Consider the following 15069-nt stretch of genomic DNA (forward strand, 5'->3'; position numbering starts at 1 on the left):
CGGTGAAAGCTGGGGGATCTGGGGAAGGAAGGTCTGCGGGGGTGGCCCCGCCCGAGGATCTCCGGCCGGTCAATCCGGTCGGGAAGCCTTCTCTTGCCGGCGCGGCCTCGGGGCGAACCGCCTTGCCCATGGAAAACCCGGCGGCTGGAACCGCCGGGCCTCTGGCCTCCCGCTCAGGTCGGGATGTCGTCTTCGTCGATGAACCGGCCTTCGTCCTCGTCGTCGGTCTCGGACTGCGGCGCCCGGCTCAGGAAATCCACCGTCTCGGCGACGATCTCGCAGCCGTAGCGGTCCTGGCCTTCCGCATCCTGCCATTTCGTGTAGTGGATGCGGCCGCGCACCAGCACCTTCGTGCCGGACTCGCAATATTGCCGGATGGTCCGGCCCAGGCCGTTGAAGGCGACGACGCGGTGCCATTCCGCGTCCTCGACCCGATAGCCCTTCTCGTCGCGCACGACCCGGCCTTCCGAATAGCGCGGGCGCGAGGTGACCAGCTTGAAGCGGGTGACGTCGGTGCCGGTGCGGGTGGTGCGGGTTTCGGGGGCCTGGCGGATGGTGCCGGCGAGGATGACGATGTTCTGCATTGTCTGTCTCCGTTGCTGCTCCGGAGGGACCATTCCCTCCGACGAGACCCGGGAAAGTCCGTCGGGAGGCACTTGCAACTGACGCCCCTGGGCGGCAGCTTGCCCGCAAGGCTTCGGAGTGGGGCGGGCAGCCGCGCCCCGCGCGGCAACACGGTCCGGAGCCTTGGGGGTTGCTGGTGAAAACCGAACGGAGTTAGGGGATCGGACAGGCGGAGGGATTGGTTCGTCCGGGGGCATGACGGGGACAGATCGCAGAACGGCGGCGTCCTCGCCGGTGCCGTCCCGTCGGCAAAGCCCCCCGGAAGCGGCACCACCCGCGGCGATGCCGCTTCGCTTCCCTTTGCTGGTCGCCCTTGCGACCGCCGCCGGAAGGCCGGGGCGTTCGGGGCGGGAAGGATCAGGCTGTCGGTCGGGGGCTCGGGATGGCATGGCTGCCATCTCATCGGCCCTGGGCCGGATCGTCCGGCAGTATTGCGGGGCCGGCAGGAAGCTGGTCGCATCGCGGCGGGCATGCATGGCACGAAATGGACGGATGCGGACGGCCAGGACCGCTGTGGCTGTGGGGTCGACGACGATACCGGATTTCCGTCCCGGGCGCGGCTGGCCGGGACCGGTGACGAGCGGCGGTTCGTTGGCGATGACATTCCCCGTGCGGAGGCAAGAGGCCGGACGCTTCCAGCCGCCGGGTTTTCCATGGGCGCGGCAGGTTGCGGGCGCCCGCATCGGCCCAATCGTGCTAGGGGATGATCCGCCGCTAGGCCGGCGACCGATAGCGAAGATGGATGAGCGGATAGGCTCTTCCTTGCCCGTCGCAGGGCGAGCGGCCGGTGCGCTCGAAGCCGAGACGCTCATAGAACCCGAGTGCTTTGGGGTTCTGTTCGTTCACGTCGGTCGTCAGGTCCGGATGATCGGCGAGCGCGGCACGGATGAGTGCGGTTCCCATACCTCGGCCATGATGATCCGGATCGATGAAAAGGGCCTCCAGATGGCCTTCGTGCAGAAACATGAAGCCCAGCGGATTGTCGGTGTGATCGACAGCGAGCGACAGGCGCACCTGCGGGAGGAAGATCGAAAGCTCATCATCGATCGCAGCGCGGTCATGCGACGCGAGAAAGTCATGGGTGGCATCGACAGCCCTGCGCCAGATGTCCATGACCCGGGCCGTATCCTGATCGGTGGAGGTGCGAATCTCAAACATGCCCGTGCTTACCAGCGCCGGAATCCATGCGCTACAGGGGCCGCACCTCGTACCGCCTCCGGCATGATCCGGCCGGGCTCCGATAGATGACGTCTCCGCCCGTCCGGATCATGCCACGCCTTTCGCCCCTGACGCATCAGCCATGGGGCGACTGCCGATGTTTTCGCTTTACCTTCGCGAGCCGGGCCATGCCCGGCGAGCGCGATTTTTGCGGTGCTTTTCCTGCGGCCTTGCACGCACGACGGCCGCCGATCCGATGGATCGGCGGCCGTGATGTTTTGGGGCTGGCTTGGGGTCTATGGCCGCAGCGGCCGCCACGGTTCGTCCGTTTCGGCCGGGCGCCAGGTCAGGCGGCGGCACCGGAACGTGGTCCAGGCGTAAAGCAGCGGCTCCATGCCGTGCCACCAATCGGCGGCAATGTCGCCGCAACGGCCCTCGAACAGCAGCCTGCCGCGCGCGGTGTAAAGCCGGAACTCCACCGGCAAGGCGTCGCCATCTTCCGGCTTGCCTCGTGCGGGAACGCCGTCTGCGTCCTCGCCCAGTCCGATGCAACCGCCGTGATGGTCCTTCGTGACAATCCAACGCATGTCGCAATCCTTTCCGTGAAGCTGTAGGGGTGTGGCGCCCGCCTCGGGGACAGGCGCCTTCGGCGGGGGCTGACCTATGCCGCTGCCTTCCGGTCTCGCTGTTGCAGGGCCGCCATCCGCTTGCCGGCGGTCTGGTAATGCGCCACGTCCAGTTCCACCCCAAGCCAGTCGCGGCCCAGCAGATGCGCCGCCGCCAAGGTCGAGCCGCTGCCGCTGAGCGGGTCCAGCACCAGATCGCCGGGCTGGGTAAACGCCCCGATCAGCCTGCGCAGCGCCGCCACCGGCTTCTGCGTCGGATGCAGCTTGTTGCCGGTATAGGGAAAATCCAGCACATCGGGCACCGGACGGGCGGGCAGAACCGGATCGCCCTTCGCCAGCAGATAGGCCTGTTCGTGCTCGTAGCGCAGGAACCGCGCCGAGGAGGCGTAACGCTTGCGAAACACCAGATGCCCGACGATGCGGAAGCCCGCCGCCTTCCAGGCCTCCACGAACAGATCCACCTTGTTCCAGCCGTAGAAGCTGACGCAGAAACCGCCCTGCTTCAGGACCCGGTGCATCTGGGCGAAGGCCGGGCGCAGCCAGCGGGCGTTGTCGTCATTGGCCACGGTGCGGCCCTGCCGGTCGCGGAAGCGGGTCACATAGGGCGGATCGGTCAGGATGAAATCCACCGATCCGGTGCCGAACGCCTGCATCACCTCGATGCAATCGCCGTTGATGACGAGGTTGCGGGGGGTATTTTCCTGTGCGGTCATGTCTCTGTCCTTTCGGGTTCGGGGCGGAGGGTCCTTGCCCTGATCCGCCGATGGGCCGCGCCTCACCGGACTGACTTCGGGAAACGCATGTTTCCCCGGAGGCAGAGCGGCGAGGGCGCAGCCCGACCCGCGGCCGCATGGCTGGCGGTCATGGGTCGGGGCGCAGGGGTGGGGCGGCCCGCAGCCGCAGGCGAGGACACGGCCCTGCGCCCCGACGACGCCCCAAGGCGGCGCCTGCCCTTTGACGGCCAGACAGGCGGATGCGTGGCGGACAAATCCACGAGATAAGAAAACCGTCGGGCCGGGGGTGAGCCGGGCAAGGCCCGGTCGAGCCGCCGGCACGGCTTCTGGACAGCCGCGATCCGCGCCCGGCGCGGATCACCTTGGTTCAAAGCGACAAGGTGTGGGAGCCGGATTGGCTACCGGTATCAAACCTGCGGCGCCAGTTCCCCGAACCCGTTCAGGTTGATCAGCGCGGCAATGCCGGTGATCAGCCCGGCCGTGCCGCAGAGCAGCGTCAGCGCGATGGCGGAGTCGATGGCCTCATGGGTGACGCCGTGGACGACGGCATATCCGGCGATCATCGCCGGGATCACGAAGACCGCCCGCGCCAGCAGACAGAGGATTGGGTTCCTCGCCTTGAACAGCACCAGAAGCACCAGCCCCACGGAAAGCAGCGCGGCGGCTGCCGCCGCAAGGACGGAGAGCAGGAATCCGGTCTCGTTCGCGTGGATGAAGCTGAACGTCTCGACAAAAACCATCACCGGCAGCGCCCAGGTGGCGAGATACCAAGCGATCACGCAGGTGAGCGCGGTGAGCATGAGGGCAAGCAGGATCAGAGTCATGGAAACCTCCAGACCAAAGGGATCAGGGATCGTTCACGACAGGCTGCCAGAGGGTGATGCGCTCCGCCTGCGACCAAGGTTCACTACGCCGTTGCTGCGGATAGCAGCATTCCCAACATCCTGCGACGGGTCAAGCCGACAGGCGGAGGACCGGGGATTGATGCGGATAGCTGCCGGCAATGGCCAATGGCCGGCGACAAGCCGCCAGCCCACGCGCTCATGAGGTCCGTCAACTATCCCGCATCGACCGGAATGTCGAAATGCAGGACGTCCTCGCGCTTTCCAAGCCCGGTATAGAGGGCAATGGCCGGTTCATCCCCGTAATCGGCCTGAACGTAAACCACCCAGGCGCCCCGTTCGGCCGCGATCCGTTGCAAGGCACCGATGAGCGCGGTGGCTATGCCCTGCCGCCGGTGGGTCTCGGCGACAGCAAGATCGTAGATGTAGATTTCCGAACGCGCCCGCTCGAATTTCTCGAGCTCGTAGGCGATCAGGCCGCCGACGACGACGGCGCCGTCCATGGCCGCCAGCGCGATGAGATGATCCCCGGCCAGAAGGCCGCTCAGATAGGCGTCGTCCGGCGGCTCTCCCAGGTAGGTGTCGGGATCGTCGAAGGCATCCCCGAACAAGGCGTTCATCTGCCGCAGGACGGAAACGTCGGATCGGCCCAGGCACCTGATCGACACGGACATCGGCAACTCCTCCTCATGCTTCAGGTGTATCATACCCTGAACCGCCCCTGCGCATCGGGCCATGTCCAAATGGTCTCGTCCGCGAGGATCGCCTCGACGACCACTTCCGCCCTCGGGCCAGCGCTCGGGCTGTCGCCCACTCCGATATGTTGCGTTTCGATCTCGACTGGGAAGGCAACGACCTCGTCGCGGGGCGTCCCCCGGCGCAGTTGCGAGGCCGCCGCAACCAGATAGCTGTCGTATTCGTCCGCAAAGGACAGGTTGGCTTCGTCGTCCCATCTGCCCGCCGGGCTTTCCGGGTCCAGCAACCCGATAGGGTCCCAGAACGACCAGCCGATATCGCGCAGCTTCGACAGCTTGATCCGGGGTTGCGGTGCGATCTCGGTCATGGGTCTGTCGGGGCAAGGGTTGGAGCATGGACCAGCTTCGCACAGGCCGGCGAATGGCCGCAACGGGTTGCAGCCTCGCCAACCCGCCATGGTCCTTTCAGGAAGCGGCACTCACCCGCTCGACCTCGACGGTAACATGGGAAAGCGCGTGGATCCGCGCCAGGCGCGACTTGTAATGCGAGGGCGCCTGCGGGTCGCTCGACACCAGCGAGACGATGGCGGCATGATGGCCCGGCCCGACCTGCCAGACATGCAGATCGGCGATCCGGTCGGTCCCGGTCTCGATCGCCGTGCGGATTTCTTGCGGCAGATCCGCGTCCTGCGGGGTCCGGTCCAGCAACACGGCAGCGGAATCGCGGATCAGCCCCCAGGACCAACGTGCGATCACCAGCGCGCCGACGACGCCCATGGCCGGATCGGCCCAGGTCCAGCCATAGCTGCGCCCGGCCAGCAGCGCCACGATGGCCAGGATCGAGGTCAGCGCATCCGCCAGCACATGCAGATAGGCGGCGCGCAGGTTGTTGTCCCGGGCATGACCGTGGTGATGATCATGGTCGTGATCGTGGTGACGTCCATGCCCGTGATGGTGATGGGAATGGTCGCCCCTCAGCAGCCAGGCGCAGGCCAGATTGACCACCAGCCCGACCACAGCGACCGCGATGGCCTGGCCGAAGCGGATCTCGACCGGGTTGGCCAGCCGCACCAAACTCTCCCAGCCGATCAGCAGCGCGATCAGGGCCAGCACGACGGCGCTGGCGAAGCCGCCGAGATCGCCCAGTTTGCCGGTGCCGAAGCTGAAACGGGCATCGCCGACATGGCGGCGGGCATAGACATAGGCCAGCGCCGTGATCAGCATCGCCCCGGCATGGGTGGACATGTGCCAGCCATCGGCCACCAGCGCCATCGAGCCGTAGAGCGTGCCGGCGGCGATCTCGGCCACCATCATCGCGGCCGTCAGGGCGATGACCAGCCAGACCCGGCGTTCGTTGCGCCGGTGGTGCCGCCCGAGAAAGTCGTGCCCGTGGGTATGGGCGGAGATGTCGATTGCGGACATGGGCCCCCTCCAGGGCTATTTCATGTAGGTGCGGATGATTTCGATCAGTTCCTCGCCGCCCTGCCGGCGCTCGGCATCGGTTTCGGCCTGCAGCACATGCTCGCGGAGGTGATCCTCCATCACCTCCGCCGTCAGCCCGCTCATCGCGCCGCGGGCCGAGGCCAGCTGGCGCAGGATCTCGCCGCAGGGTTTTTCGGCTTCCAGCGCGCGTTCGATCCCCTCGATCTGGCCCCTGAGGCGGCGGACCCGGGCGATCAGCTTCTGCTTGTCGCGGATGGTGTGGGACATGGCGGCGGTCCTCGGCTTCATATGGCATGGGGGACTATACTATAAGAGGCAGGATCCGTGAAGCCGGGGAATGGTTTAGGGCGGATGGCATGGACGCTGCCTTCGCGCTCCGGTATTCCGCTGACGATGGCACAGAACATCTACGACAATCCCGACTTCTTCGCCGGCTACAGCCAGCTGCCCCGGCAGGTGCATGGGCTGGACGGCGCGCCCGAATGGCCCGCCATCCGCGCCATGCTGCCGGATGTGGCGGAAAAGCGCGTGGCCGATCTGGGCTGTGGCTTCGGCTGGGCTTCGCGCTGGTTTCGCGAGCAGGGCGCAGCTTCGGTCGCGGGATATGACCTGTCGCACAACATGATCGCCCGTGCGCGGGCGGACACTTCCGATCCGGCCATCGACTACCGCAACGCCGATCTGGAGGTGCTGGACCTGCCCCAGGCGGTGTTCGATCTGGTCTACAGCGCGCTGGCCTTTCACTATGTCGCGGATTTTGATCGGCTGATCCGCATGATCCACAAGGCGCTGGCGCCGGGCGGGGATCTGGTCTTCACCATCGAGCATCCGATCTTCATGGCGGCGGCACATCCGCATTGGACCTTGGACGAGGACGGTCGCAAGACCTGGCCAGTCAATGGCTATTCCGTTGAGGGCGAGCGACGCACCGACTGGTTCGCCAAGGGCGTTCTGAAGTACCACCGGACGCTGGCCACCACGCTCAACACGCTGATCGGCGCAGGCTTCGCGCTGCGCCGGGTCCAGGAATTCGCGCCGACAGCCGCGCAGATCGAGGCAATGCCGGTTCTGGCGGAGGAGTTGGAACGCCCGATGATGTTGCTGGTCGCGGCACGAAAAGCCTGATCCGGGCTGCCTTGCCGCGCGGGACACTCTGGTGCAGGTGCTGGACAACGAGGCGCTGATGTCCGACGACTGTTTCCTCGACCATCCAAGCCGACGCCAGAACCGGCCAGCCTTCCGTGTCAACCTCGAATCGCTGAGGCAGCGAAACAGACGCGGTTAACCCTTCGGCGCCTTCGGCTTCGGCTGATGCAGCCGGCGTCGCGCGTTCGCGCGCAAGGCATTGCGCAGATCCTTGTTGATCAGATCAAGATCGAACCATTCCGGATCGAAATGCCCGCCCGCCCAGCGCAGCGTGGAGCGGTGCTCTTCGTGCGTCGGGTCGCGGATGATCCCGAGGAAATCCGCATAGCCCCACGGCCCGCCGACATCCTCGGGCGGTCTCGCCCGTGCGCCTTCCAGACAGAGCGCGTGGCGCGGCGCCGGATCGAGCGCCAGCCAATCCTCGATCCGGATCAGGTGCTCCCAACCGTCCCCGAAATCGTAGGCATAGGTGAAACCGACGTCGCTCCCGACGAAATCCTGTAGCCGCACCTCGGCAGAGTCGAAAACGCGGGGGCCGCCGAAACCGTCAGCCAGCAGCACCGGATCGCCGTAGCGCAACCCGCTGATGCGGAATTCGTGCAGATGGCTGTCGGTCCAGCCGAAGGCCGCCTGCAGGACCGGATGCAGCCGGTCCAGCGTCCAGTCGCAGGGAACCACCAGCCGCCGCCAGATCTCCGGCTCGATCTCGGCCAGGGAGACATGCAGCCGAACCGCGTTCGGAGGCTGGAACACCCCTGCCCTCCCCGGTCAGATGGCGAAGTCTTCGAGGGATTTGCCGGCCTCCAGTGCCTCGGCAATCCAGCCAGGCTCGCGGCCGCGACTGCTCCAGGTGATCTCGGGGTTTTCCGGGTGACGGTATTTCGGCGCCACGGCGGCGCGCTTTTGCGCCGGGGTCATTTTCGCCAGTTCGCCCAGCGAGAAACCGTGCTCTTTTGCCACCGCTTCCGCCGCAGCCCCCGCCTCGGCCTTGCGGCGATCCTCGAAAGAGGCGATGGCCTTCGCCAGGTTCTTTTCCAGCTGCTTCAGTTCGGCCAGCGACAAGGCATTCAGGTCGATATCAGTCATAAGCGTTCCCTGTTGTTATGGCGCCGGTTTAATCCAATGGCTGCCAGACAGCAAATCTCATCCCCATTACGTGACGCATGCAATTCGCGGATATCTCACCGCCCTCGCAGCCCGATCTCCCGAAGAGGATGCCCCGTGTCGATGAACAGCCGCCCCGTCGGTTTCAATACCGCCCGCAATCGTTCAAGGGCGCGTTGCTCGATATCCGGGTGGCGTCCATCCAGCGCCCCCACACGCATCGCAAAGGCGATGTCGAAAGGCTCTTCACCCGGCGGCAATGCGAAATCCTCGATCGCCGCTCGCAGGAACCGCAGGCGGCCGGTGGCGATTTCCGCCTTCGATCCGGCAACCGCGCTTTCGATCGCCTTGGCCGAGCGGTCGATGGCCAGGACGAAGCCGTTCCCGACACGGCGGGAAACCTCGCGGGCGGCCACGCCCGGACCGCAGCCTATCTCGAGCACCCGATGGCTCGGCGCCAGCGGCAGAGCGTCTACGAAAGACGCGATCCGGTTCGAAATCCGCGGTGCCATGATGCTCAGGTCTTGTCGGTCACCTTCGGCCACCAGGTGCCGAAGCACCACAGGTTGCCTTCCGGGTCGCGGCAGATGAATTCGCGGCTGCCATAGTCGCGGTCGGTCAGCCCTTCCTCGATCGCCGCGCCGGCGGCCTGGGCGCGGGCGAACATCGCGTCAGCGTCATCCACGGCGATATAGAGCGACTTGCCGCCCTGCGCCGAGGGCGGGCCCACCATCTCGCCATAGGCGTCGTCCCTGTCGTCGCCGCACATGATCATGGACGAGCCGAAGGCCAGTTCGGCATGGGCGACCTTGCCGTCCTCCATGTATTTCGCGTGGATGGTGAAGCCGAAGGCCTTTTCCAGCCAGTCGATCATCGCCGCCGCGTTGCGGAAGCGGAAGGTCGGGTAGATGCGTGGAGCCTCGAGCATGCTGTCCTCCTGTCTGACGGCCTAGGGTGCCATGCCGTCTTCGGCACCGGTCAAGCCGTCGGCCTCGATGGGGCGGTAGTTCACCGGCATCCGGTCCATCGCCGGATCATAGCCGGAAACGCCCTTGCCGTCAGGTGTGCGATGCGGCGCCGGACGCCGTCTGCGCCATGACATCCCGGTGGATCTCCGAATGCGACAGCGCGCGGCGATCGGCTCAGGGCGATGCCGCAGATCGACCGCCATCTCCTCCGATTCCCCTATCACGCGGCCTCGGATATGATGGCGGACTGTTTCTCGCATGACCAGAATTCCGAGCATGCCGAACCTCGGTTTTCCATCACCCGCGCATGAAAAAACCCCGAGGCATCGCCGCGGGGTCCGTTCATCGATGGGATGGCCTCAGAGGCCGCGGGCGACGCGCTCGATATCGCCGCGGGTCAGGCCGATATCGGTCAGTTCCCGATCCGTCAGCCGGTGCAGTTCGCGGCGGGTGATGCGGGCGTCGTTCCAGGCGGCGACCATCGCGGTCACGCGGGCAAAAACCTGACCCAGGCCACCGGCAGCAGCACGGCTATGGCTCATCTCGACAGCGGACATCTCGGCACCTTTTTCATCTTGCCCATCCGGCGGGCATGTTTCGGACAAGGCGGATATAGGCTGGGCACCTGACGGGAAGTAGCCGTAATGCCGGCAAACCAGCCATGCATTCCGCGCTGCAGCATGGGCTGCGGACGGGCGGGCAGAAATCACGTCCCGACCCAAACCGAACATTTCTACCTGCTCCGTTGCCGATCGGCATTTTCCGCGACGACCGCCCAGGCGGGGCGTGGGGAAAGCGTCTTCGCCAAAGCAGCGGCGGAGACAGGGTTGAAATGCCGGCAGGATCGCTGGCCTCCGCTCCGGTTTTGCTGTTCCGGGTTGCAAATGCGCGATGTTTGCGCATAACAGCCACCCGAAACGCATGGAGCCGGGTGCAACTCCCGGCTGGCTGTTCCGGCCGCCGATCCGCCGGACAACCCGAACCTACACCCCAAGATCGAAAACTCGACATGCGGCCCCATTCCGGGCCCTGATCGGTCAGGAACGGATGACATGATTTCACTTGATGCCTACCGGACCCAATGGTTCGGCAATATCCGCGGCGACCTGCTGGCCGGGCTGGTCGTGGCGCTGGCACTGATCCCCGAGGCCATCGCCTTTTCCATCATCGCCGGCGTGGACCCGAAGGTAGGGCTTTACGCCAGCTTTTCCATCGCGGTGCTGGTTGCCTTCACCGGCGGGCGGCCGGGCATGATCTCGGCTGCCACGGCGGCAACGGCGGTGCTGATGGTCACGCTGGTGCGCGACCACGGGCTGCAATACCTGCTGGCCGCCACCGTGCTGGCCGGGCTGATCCAGATCGGCGCCGGGCTGCTGCGCCTGGGTTTCGTCATGCGCTATGTGTCGAAATCGGTGATGATCGGCTTCGTCAATGCGCTGGCGATCCTGATCTTCCTGGCGCAATTGCCGGAACTGGACCCGTCCAGGGTCAGCTGGCTGACCTATGTTCTGGTCGCGGCCGGACTGGCCATCATCTACCTGTTTCCGCTGCTGACCCGGGCCGTCCCCTCGCCGCTGGTCGCCATCGTCGTGCTGACGGCGCTTTCGATGGCCTTCGGCTGGGACGTGCGCACGGTGGGCGACATGGGGGTGCTGCCCGATACGCTGCCGGTCTTCATGATCCCGCAGATCCCGCTGACGGGCGAGACGCTGCTGATCGTCCTGCCCTATTCGCTGGCCATCGCCGTGGTGGGCCTGCTGGAAAGCCTGATGACGCAGAACCTGGTCGATGAACTGACCGACACGAAATCGGACCGCAACCAGGAATGCATCGGCCAGGGCATCGCCAATGCCGCCACCGGCTTCATCGGCGGCATGGCCGGCTGCGCCATGATCGGGCAGAGCATGATCAACGTGAAATCCGGCGGACGCGGGCGGCTTTCGACCTTCACCGCCGGTTTCGTGCTGCTGATCCTGGTGGTCTTTCTGGGCGAATGGGTGGCGCAGATCCCCATGCCTGCGCTGGTGGCGATCATGGTCATGGTGTCAGTCGGCACCTTTTCCTGGTCGTCGCTGAAGAACCTGCGCACGCATCCGCGGTCCTCCTCGATGGTGATGCTGGCGACCGTGGCCTCGGTGGTCTGGACCCACAACCTTGCCATCGGCGTGCTGGTGGGCGTGCTGCTGTCGGGCATCTTCTTTGCCGCCAAGATCGCGCAGCTGTTCAAGGTCACGACCCATCTCACCCCCGATGGCCGGCTGCGCAGCTATGTGATCGAGGGGCAGCTGTTCTATGGCTCGGTCGAGGATTTCATGGAAGCCTTCGACTTCAACGAGGCGGTCGAGAAGGTGATCATCGATGTCAGCCGCGCCCATATCTGGGACATTTCCTCGGTGCAGGCCCTGGACATGGCGGTGCTGAAGTTCCGCCGCGACGGGGCCGAGGTCGAGATCGTCGGCATGAACGAGGCCTCGGAAACCATCGTCGACAGGCTTGCCATTCATGACAAGCCCGGCGCGATGGACAGGCTGATGGCGCATTGAGGGAGGAAGACATGAGCGAAGAACCGCAGAAGATCGTCGCCCTTGTCGGCGACTCGGCCTATTCGGCCAGCGTCTGCGACCATGCCGCATGGCTGTCGGGCCGCACCGGCGCGCCGGTCGAGTTGATCCACGTGCTGGGCCGCCGCGAGGCGCCGGAAAGGCCGGACCTCTCAGGGGCCATCGCGCTTGGCGCCCGCACCGCCTTGCCGGAGGAACGCGGCAGGGCTCATGGCCGAGACCGCGATCCTGCCGGGGCAGCCGGAAACCGCGCGCGGCAAGCTGGTGGAGCAGGCGCTCTTCGACCTGCTGGTCATGGGGGCCTACGGCCATTCGCGCATCCGCAGCCCTGATCATCGGCCCACCACCACCGCCATGATCCGATCCTGCTAGGTGCCTGTCGTCTTGATGCGCTGACCTCGTTCCCCGGCATCATTCCGCCTCGGCAAGAGTAGGCGGGGGCATCCGAACCGAGTTGCAATGCGGCACTGCCGCATCCGGACGGCCGTTTTACGATGCCCCTCCTCCGGAAGCGGGCAAGCCAGGTCCGAGCAAGGGCTGCAACTGCGACTCTGCATCTCATCACCACGACGGTTGCAGCCGTTCGCAGCGGCGCAGGATATCACCCCGCCATTTCAACTTGCGTTGATCCATCCCGGCGCGCTATATATCAACATATCTTGAGAGGTTGATTCGATGGACGAGCAACGCGCCCTTGCCGGCTTCGCGGCACTGTCGCAGGAAACCCGGCTGCGCATCGTCCGGCTGCTGGTCAAGGCCGGGCCGGAGGGCATGGCGGCCGGGGCCATCGGCGAGGCTCTGGGGGGCGCCAGCACCTCGCGGCTGTCGTTTCACCTGACCCATCTCGAACAGGCCGGGCTGATCCGGTCCCGGCGCGAAGGGCGCTTCATCATCTACAGCGCCGTATTCCCAACGTTGGCCGGGCTGATCGCATTCCTGATGCGGGATTGCTGCGACGGCCACCCCGAGATCTGCGCGCCGGTCGCGGCCGCGCTGTCCTGCTCCTGTGAACCCGGCAAGGATGCCCTGCATGGCTGACGCCTCGCCTCGTGTCTTCAACGTGCTGTTTCTCTGCACCGGCAACTCCGCCCGCTCGATCATCGCCGAAAGCGTGCTGCGCAAGGAGGGCGACGCGCGGTTCCGCGCCTTCTCGGCCGGCAACCAGCCGAAGGGAGAGGTGCATCCGCGGACCCTGAAGATCCTGCAGAACTACCATTACCCGACCGAAGGGCTGCGCTCGAAAAGCTGGGACGAATTCGCCGGGCCCGACGCGCCGGTGATGGATTTCGTCTTCACCGTTTGCGACGACGCGGCGGGCGAGGCCTGTCCCTATTGGCCGGGCCAGCCGATGACGGCGCATTGGGGCCTTCCAGACCCGGCAGCCGCGACCGGCAGCGAGTTGCAGCGCGACATGGCCTTCATCGAGACGCTGCGCTACATGAAGGCGCGCATCCAAACCTTTGCCGCCCTGCCGATCGGCACCCTCGATCGCGCCAGCCTCGTCTCCAGGCTGCACGAGATCGGGCGATCCGAAGGCGCGAACGGGGCGGCGGACGGCATGGATGTCGTGATCTATCACAACCCGGACTGCGGCACCTCGCGGAACGTGCTGGCCATGATCCGCAATGCCGGGATCGAGCCGCATGTGGTGGAATATCTCAAGACGCCGCCCTCGCGCGCGATGTTGGAACAGCTTATCGCCCGCATGGGCATCGCGCCGCGCGATCTGCTGCGCCAGAAAGGCACGCCCTATGCCGAGCTTGGCCTGGACGACCCGGCGCTGCCCGCCGCGGCGCTGGTCGAGGCGATGCTGGCGCATCCGGTGCTGATCAACCGGCCCATCGTGGTCAGCCCCAGGGGCGTGCGGCTCTGCCGGCCCTCGGAGCAGGTGCTGGACCTGCTGCCGCCGCAGCGCGCCGCCTTCAGCAAGGAAGACGGCGAGCAAGTCGTGGATGCCCAGGGCAACCGTATCCGCCCGGCCTGAAAGGAACAGATGATGACCCTCGACCGCCCGGCCCGCCGGCTTTCCTTTCTCGACCGCTACCTGACCGTGTGGATCTTCGCGGCCATGGCGTTCGGCATCCTGCTGGGCACCGTGTTCACCGGCCTGCCGGATGCGCTGCACGCCATGTCGGTGGGCCCGACCAACATTCCCATCGCCATCGGCCTGATCCTGATGATGTATCCGCCGCTGGCGAAGGTCCGCTACGAGGACCTGCCCCGGGTCTTTGCCGACAGGCGGGTGCTGGTGCTGTCGCTGGTGCAGAACTGGCTGATCGGGCCGGTGCTGATGTTCGCGCTGGCGGTGATCTTCCTGCGCGATCATCCCGAATACATGACCGGGCTGATCCTGATCGGCCTGGCGCGTTGCATCGCCATGGTGCTGGTCTGGAACCAGCTGGCGCGCGGTGACGGGCAATATGTCGCCGGGCTGGTGGCCTTCAACGCGATCTTCCAGATCCTGTTCTTCTCGACCTATGCCTGGCTGTTCCTGACCGTGCTGCCGCCCCTGTTCGGGCTGGAAGGCAGCGTGATCGAGGTGGGTTTCCGGACGGTGACCGAGGCGGTGCTGATCTACCTGGGCATCCCCTTCGCCGCCGGGTTCCTGACCCGGCATGTGCTGATCGCGCGCAAGGGCGACGCTTGGTATCAGAACGTATTCCTGCCGAGGATCGGCCCGATCACGCTGGCCGCGCTGCTTTTCACCATCGTGGCGATGTTCAGCCTGAAGGGCGGCGACGTGCTGCGCCTGCCGCTCGACACGATCAGGATCGCTATCCCGCTGGTGCTGTATTTCGCCATCCAGTTCGTCGTCAGCTTCGCCATGGGCCGCCTGATCGCCCGGGACTATCCGCGCAGCACCGCCATCGCCTTCACCGCCGCCGGCAACAACTTCGAGCTGGCCATCGCTGTCGCCATCGCCGCCTATGGGCTGACCTCGCCCGTGGCCTTCGCCGCGGTCATCGGCCCGCTGGTCGAGGTGCCGGTGCTGATCCTGCTGGTCAACGCCGCCCTGTGGCTGGGCCGCCGCTGGTTCCCCGCAGCAACCCCGCAAGAGGCCCGCGCATGATCCCCGACTTGCCGAACCTGTCGCCCGGTGCGGTCCACCAGCCGGACCTGCCCCCGGTTCCGCGCGCAACCCATCCGCCGCGCATCCTGCTGCTCTAT

At 66.0% G+C, this 15069-nt stretch carries 21 protein-coding genes, 1 pseudogene and 1 other annotated feature; of the genes and pseudogenes, 7 read left to right on the forward strand and 15 right to left on the reverse strand.

Annotation, left to right across the window (positions count from 1 at the left end; translation table 11 throughout):
- Positions 1-173: 173 nt before the first annotated feature.
- The 9 genes from BLT64_RS20330 to BLT64_RS20370 all read right to left on the reverse strand — a co-directional run bounded on the left by BLT64_RS20330 (position 174) and on the right by BLT64_RS20370 (position 6389).
- On the reverse strand, positions 174-584 hold the full coding sequence (locus BLT64_RS20330) for a single-stranded DNA-binding protein (protein WP_074810615.1): 411 nt from the start codon (positions 582-584) through the stop codon (positions 174-176).
- Between the two features lie 754 nt (positions 585-1338).
- The gene (locus BLT64_RS20335) at positions 1339-1782 is read right to left on the reverse strand and encodes an acetyltransferase (protein ID WP_011749614.1); all 444 of its coding nucleotides are present in this window, start codon (positions 1780-1782) and stop codon (positions 1339-1341) included.
- A 296-nt stretch (positions 1783-2078) separates the two neighbouring features.
- Complete coding sequence (locus BLT64_RS20340) at positions 2079-2369, reverse strand: hypothetical protein (RefSeq protein ID WP_011749613.1); 291 nt, start codon at positions 2367-2369, stop codon at positions 2079-2081.
- A gap of 74 nt (positions 2370-2443) precedes the next feature.
- The gene (locus tag BLT64_RS20345) at positions 2444-3121 is read right to left on the reverse strand and encodes a DNA methyltransferase (protein ID WP_011749612.1); all 678 of its coding nucleotides are present in this window, start codon (positions 3119-3121) and stop codon (positions 2444-2446) included.
- A gap of 428 nt (positions 3122-3549) precedes the next feature.
- Positions 3550-3966 carry a hypothetical protein gene (locus BLT64_RS20350; RefSeq protein WP_011749611.1) on the reverse strand — a complete coding sequence of 139 codons (417 nt, stop codon included), beginning with the start codon at positions 3964-3966 and terminating at the stop codon, positions 3550-3552.
- 233 nt (positions 3967-4199) lie between these two features.
- Positions 4200-4658, reverse strand: a complete 459-nt coding sequence (gene aac(3)-Ih, locus BLT64_RS20355) for an aminoglycoside N-acetyltransferase AAC(3)-Ih (protein ID WP_058096835.1) — start codon at positions 4656-4658, stop codon at positions 4200-4202.
- Positions 4659-4687: 29 nt separating this feature from the next.
- Positions 4688-5047 (reverse strand): hypothetical protein, encoded by a 360-nt coding sequence (locus tag BLT64_RS20360; RefSeq protein WP_041530347.1) that lies wholly within the window; start codon positions 5045-5047, stop codon positions 4688-4690.
- Positions 5048-5144: 97 nt separating this feature from the next.
- Complete coding sequence (dmeF, locus tag BLT64_RS20365) at positions 5145-6101, reverse strand: CDF family Co(II)/Ni(II) efflux transporter DmeF (RefSeq protein WP_011749608.1); 957 nt, start codon at positions 6099-6101, stop codon at positions 5145-5147.
- A gap of 15 nt (positions 6102-6116) precedes the next feature.
- On the reverse strand, positions 6117-6389 hold the full coding sequence (locus BLT64_RS20370) for a metal/formaldehyde-sensitive transcriptional repressor (protein WP_011749607.1): 273 nt from the start codon (positions 6387-6389) through the stop codon (positions 6117-6119).
- Between the two features lie 84 nt (positions 6390-6473).
- Between BLT64_RS20370 and BLT64_RS20375 the strand changes: the two genes are divergently transcribed.
- On the forward strand, positions 6474-7247 hold the full coding sequence (locus tag BLT64_RS20375; RefSeq protein ID WP_011749606.1) for a class I SAM-dependent methyltransferase: 774 nt from the start codon (positions 6474-6476) through the stop codon (positions 7245-7247).
- Between the two features lie 156 nt (positions 7248-7403).
- Here BLT64_RS20375 and BLT64_RS20380 read toward each other — a convergent pair whose 3' ends face one another.
- From BLT64_RS20380 to BLT64_RS20400, 6 genes are all read right to left on the reverse strand, one after another.
- Entirely contained in the window at positions 7404-8021 is a 618-nt protein-coding gene (locus tag BLT64_RS20380; protein WP_011749605.1) for a plasmid pRiA4b ORF-3 family protein, read from the reverse strand.
- 15 nt (positions 8022-8036) lie between these two features.
- Positions 8037-8354, reverse strand: a complete 318-nt coding sequence (locus tag BLT64_RS20385) for an H-NS histone family protein (RefSeq protein ID WP_011749604.1) — start codon at positions 8352-8354, stop codon at positions 8037-8039.
- A gap of 95 nt (positions 8355-8449) precedes the next feature.
- Complete coding sequence (locus BLT64_RS20390) at positions 8450-8932, reverse strand: class I SAM-dependent methyltransferase (RefSeq protein ID WP_241663492.1); 483 nt, start codon at positions 8930-8932, stop codon at positions 8450-8452.
- Positions 8890-9300: a VOC family protein gene (locus tag BLT64_RS20395; protein ID WP_011749602.1), complete on the reverse strand. Its 411-nt coding sequence runs from the start codon at positions 9298-9300 to the stop codon at positions 8890-8892. The genes BLT64_RS20390 and BLT64_RS20395 overlap by 43 nt, the downstream gene beginning before the upstream one ends.
- A 21-nt stretch (positions 9301-9321) precedes the next feature.
- Positions 9322-9543 carry a hypothetical protein gene (locus BLT64_RS26540; RefSeq protein ID WP_128493045.1) on the reverse strand — a complete coding sequence of 74 codons (222 nt, stop codon included), beginning with the start codon at positions 9541-9543 and terminating at the stop codon, positions 9322-9324.
- Between the two features lie 156 nt (positions 9544-9699).
- On the reverse strand, positions 9700-9897 hold the full coding sequence (locus tag BLT64_RS20400; protein WP_011749600.1) for a DUF1127 domain-containing protein: 198 nt from the start codon (positions 9895-9897) through the stop codon (positions 9700-9702).
- A gap of 363 nt (positions 9898-10260) precedes the next feature.
- Positions 10261-10318 (forward strand) — a sequence feature (sul1 is cis-regulatory element that is thought to sense ions involved in sulfur or methionine metabolism; They are found in Alphaproteobacteria).
- A gap of 74 nt (positions 10319-10392) precedes the next feature.
- Between BLT64_RS20400 and BLT64_RS20405 the strand changes: the two genes are divergently transcribed.
- The 6 genes and pseudogenes from BLT64_RS20405 (at position 10393) to arsB (ending at position 14971) form a co-directional block, all read left to right on the forward strand.
- Positions 10393-11883: a SulP family inorganic anion transporter gene (locus tag BLT64_RS20405; RefSeq protein WP_011749599.1), complete on the forward strand. Its 1491-nt coding sequence runs from the start codon at positions 10393-10395 to the stop codon at positions 11881-11883.
- Between the two features lie 11 nt (positions 11884-11894).
- Positions 11895-12053 (forward strand): annotated as a pseudogene (locus BLT64_RS27835) (universal stress protein); the annotation flags it as partial.
- Between the two features lie 58 nt (positions 12054-12111).
- On the forward strand, positions 12112-12273 hold the full coding sequence (locus tag BLT64_RS27840; RefSeq protein WP_371862688.1) for a universal stress protein: 162 nt from the start codon (positions 12112-12114) through the stop codon (positions 12271-12273).
- Positions 12274-12576: 303 nt separating this feature from the next.
- Complete coding sequence (locus BLT64_RS20415) at positions 12577-12939, forward strand: ArsR/SmtB family transcription factor (RefSeq protein WP_011749598.1); 363 nt, start codon at positions 12577-12579, stop codon at positions 12937-12939.
- On the forward strand, positions 12932-13885 hold the full coding sequence (arsC, locus tag BLT64_RS27845) for an arsenate reductase (glutaredoxin) (RefSeq protein ID WP_011749597.1): 954 nt from the start codon (positions 12932-12934) through the stop codon (positions 13883-13885). The genes BLT64_RS20415 and arsC overlap by 8 nt, the downstream gene beginning before the upstream one ends.
- Positions 13886-13897: 12 nt before the next feature.
- The gene (gene arsB, locus BLT64_RS20425) at positions 13898-14971 is read left to right on the forward strand and encodes an ACR3 family arsenite efflux transporter (protein WP_041530546.1); all 1074 of its coding nucleotides are present in this window, start codon (positions 13898-13900) and stop codon (positions 14969-14971) included.
- Positions 14972-15069: the final 98 nt, after the last annotated feature.

It is taken from the genome of Paracoccus denitrificans (genome assembly GCF_900100045.1).
Classification (GTDB): Bacteria; Pseudomonadota; Alphaproteobacteria; order Rhodobacterales; family Rhodobacteraceae; genus Paracoccus; species Paracoccus denitrificans.

What these genes read in the sequence shown, in the direction of transcription:
- BLT64_RS20400 (WP_011749600.1), bottom strand. Translation starts at nt 9,897, where the DNA reads ATGTCCGCTGTCGAGATGAGCCATAGCCGTGCTGCTGCCGGTGGCCTG.
- BLT64_RS20350 (WP_011749611.1), bottom strand. Translation starts at nt 3,966, where the DNA reads ATGACTCTGATCCTGCTTGCCCTCATGCTCACCGCGCTCACCTGCGTG.
- BLT64_RS20370 (WP_011749607.1), bottom strand. Translation starts at nt 6,389, where the DNA reads ATGTCCCACACCATCCGCGACAAGCAGAAGCTGATCGCCCGGGTCCGC.
- BLT64_RS20405 (WP_011749599.1), top strand. Translation starts at nt 10,393, where the DNA reads ATGATTTCACTTGATGCCTACCGGACCCAATGGTTCGGCAATATCCGC.
- arsC (WP_011749597.1), top strand. Translation starts at nt 12,932, where the DNA reads ATGGCTGACGCCTCGCCTCGTGTCTTCAACGTGCTGTTTCTCTGCACC.
- BLT64_RS20345 (WP_011749612.1), bottom strand. Translation starts at nt 3,121, where the DNA reads ATGACCGCACAGGAAAATACCCCCCGCAACCTCGTCATCAACGGCGAT.
- BLT64_RS20360 (WP_041530347.1), bottom strand. Translation starts at nt 5,047, where the DNA reads ATGACCGAGATCGCACCGCAACCCCGGATCAAGCTGTCGAAGCTGCGC.
- BLT64_RS20330 (WP_074810615.1), bottom strand. Translation starts at nt 584, where the DNA reads ATGCAGAACATCGTCATCCTCGCCGGCACCATCCGCCAGGCCCCCGAA.
- arsB (WP_041530546.1), top strand. Translation starts at nt 13,898, where the DNA reads ATGACCCTCGACCGCCCGGCCCGCCGGCTTTCCTTTCTCGACCGCTAC.
- BLT64_RS20415 (WP_011749598.1), top strand. Translation starts at nt 12,577, where the DNA reads ATGGACGAGCAACGCGCCCTTGCCGGCTTCGCGGCACTGTCGCAGGAA.
- BLT64_RS20375 (WP_011749606.1), top strand. Translation starts at nt 6,474, where the DNA reads ATGGCATGGACGCTGCCTTCGCGCTCCGGTATTCCGCTGACGATGGCA.
- BLT64_RS20340 (WP_011749613.1), bottom strand. Translation starts at nt 2,369, where the DNA reads ATGCGTTGGATTGTCACGAAGGACCATCACGGCGGTTGCATCGGACTG.
- BLT64_RS20385 (WP_011749604.1), bottom strand. Translation starts at nt 8,354, where the DNA reads ATGACTGATATCGACCTGAATGCCTTGTCGCTGGCCGAACTGAAGCAG.
- BLT64_RS20335 (WP_011749614.1), bottom strand. Translation starts at nt 1,782, where the DNA reads ATGTTTGAGATTCGCACCTCCACCGATCAGGATACGGCCCGGGTCATG.
- BLT64_RS26540 (WP_128493045.1), bottom strand. Translation starts at nt 9,543, where the DNA reads ATGGCGGTCGATCTGCGGCATCGCCCTGAGCCGATCGCCGCGCGCTGT.
- BLT64_RS20395 (WP_011749602.1), bottom strand. Translation starts at nt 9,300, where the DNA reads ATGCTCGAGGCTCCACGCATCTACCCGACCTTCCGCTTCCGCAACGCG.
- BLT64_RS27840 (WP_371862688.1), top strand. Translation starts at nt 12,112, where the DNA reads ATGGCCGAGACCGCGATCCTGCCGGGGCAGCCGGAAACCGCGCGCGGC.
- dmeF (WP_011749608.1), bottom strand. Translation starts at nt 6,101, where the DNA reads ATGTCCGCAATCGACATCTCCGCCCATACCCACGGGCACGACTTTCTC.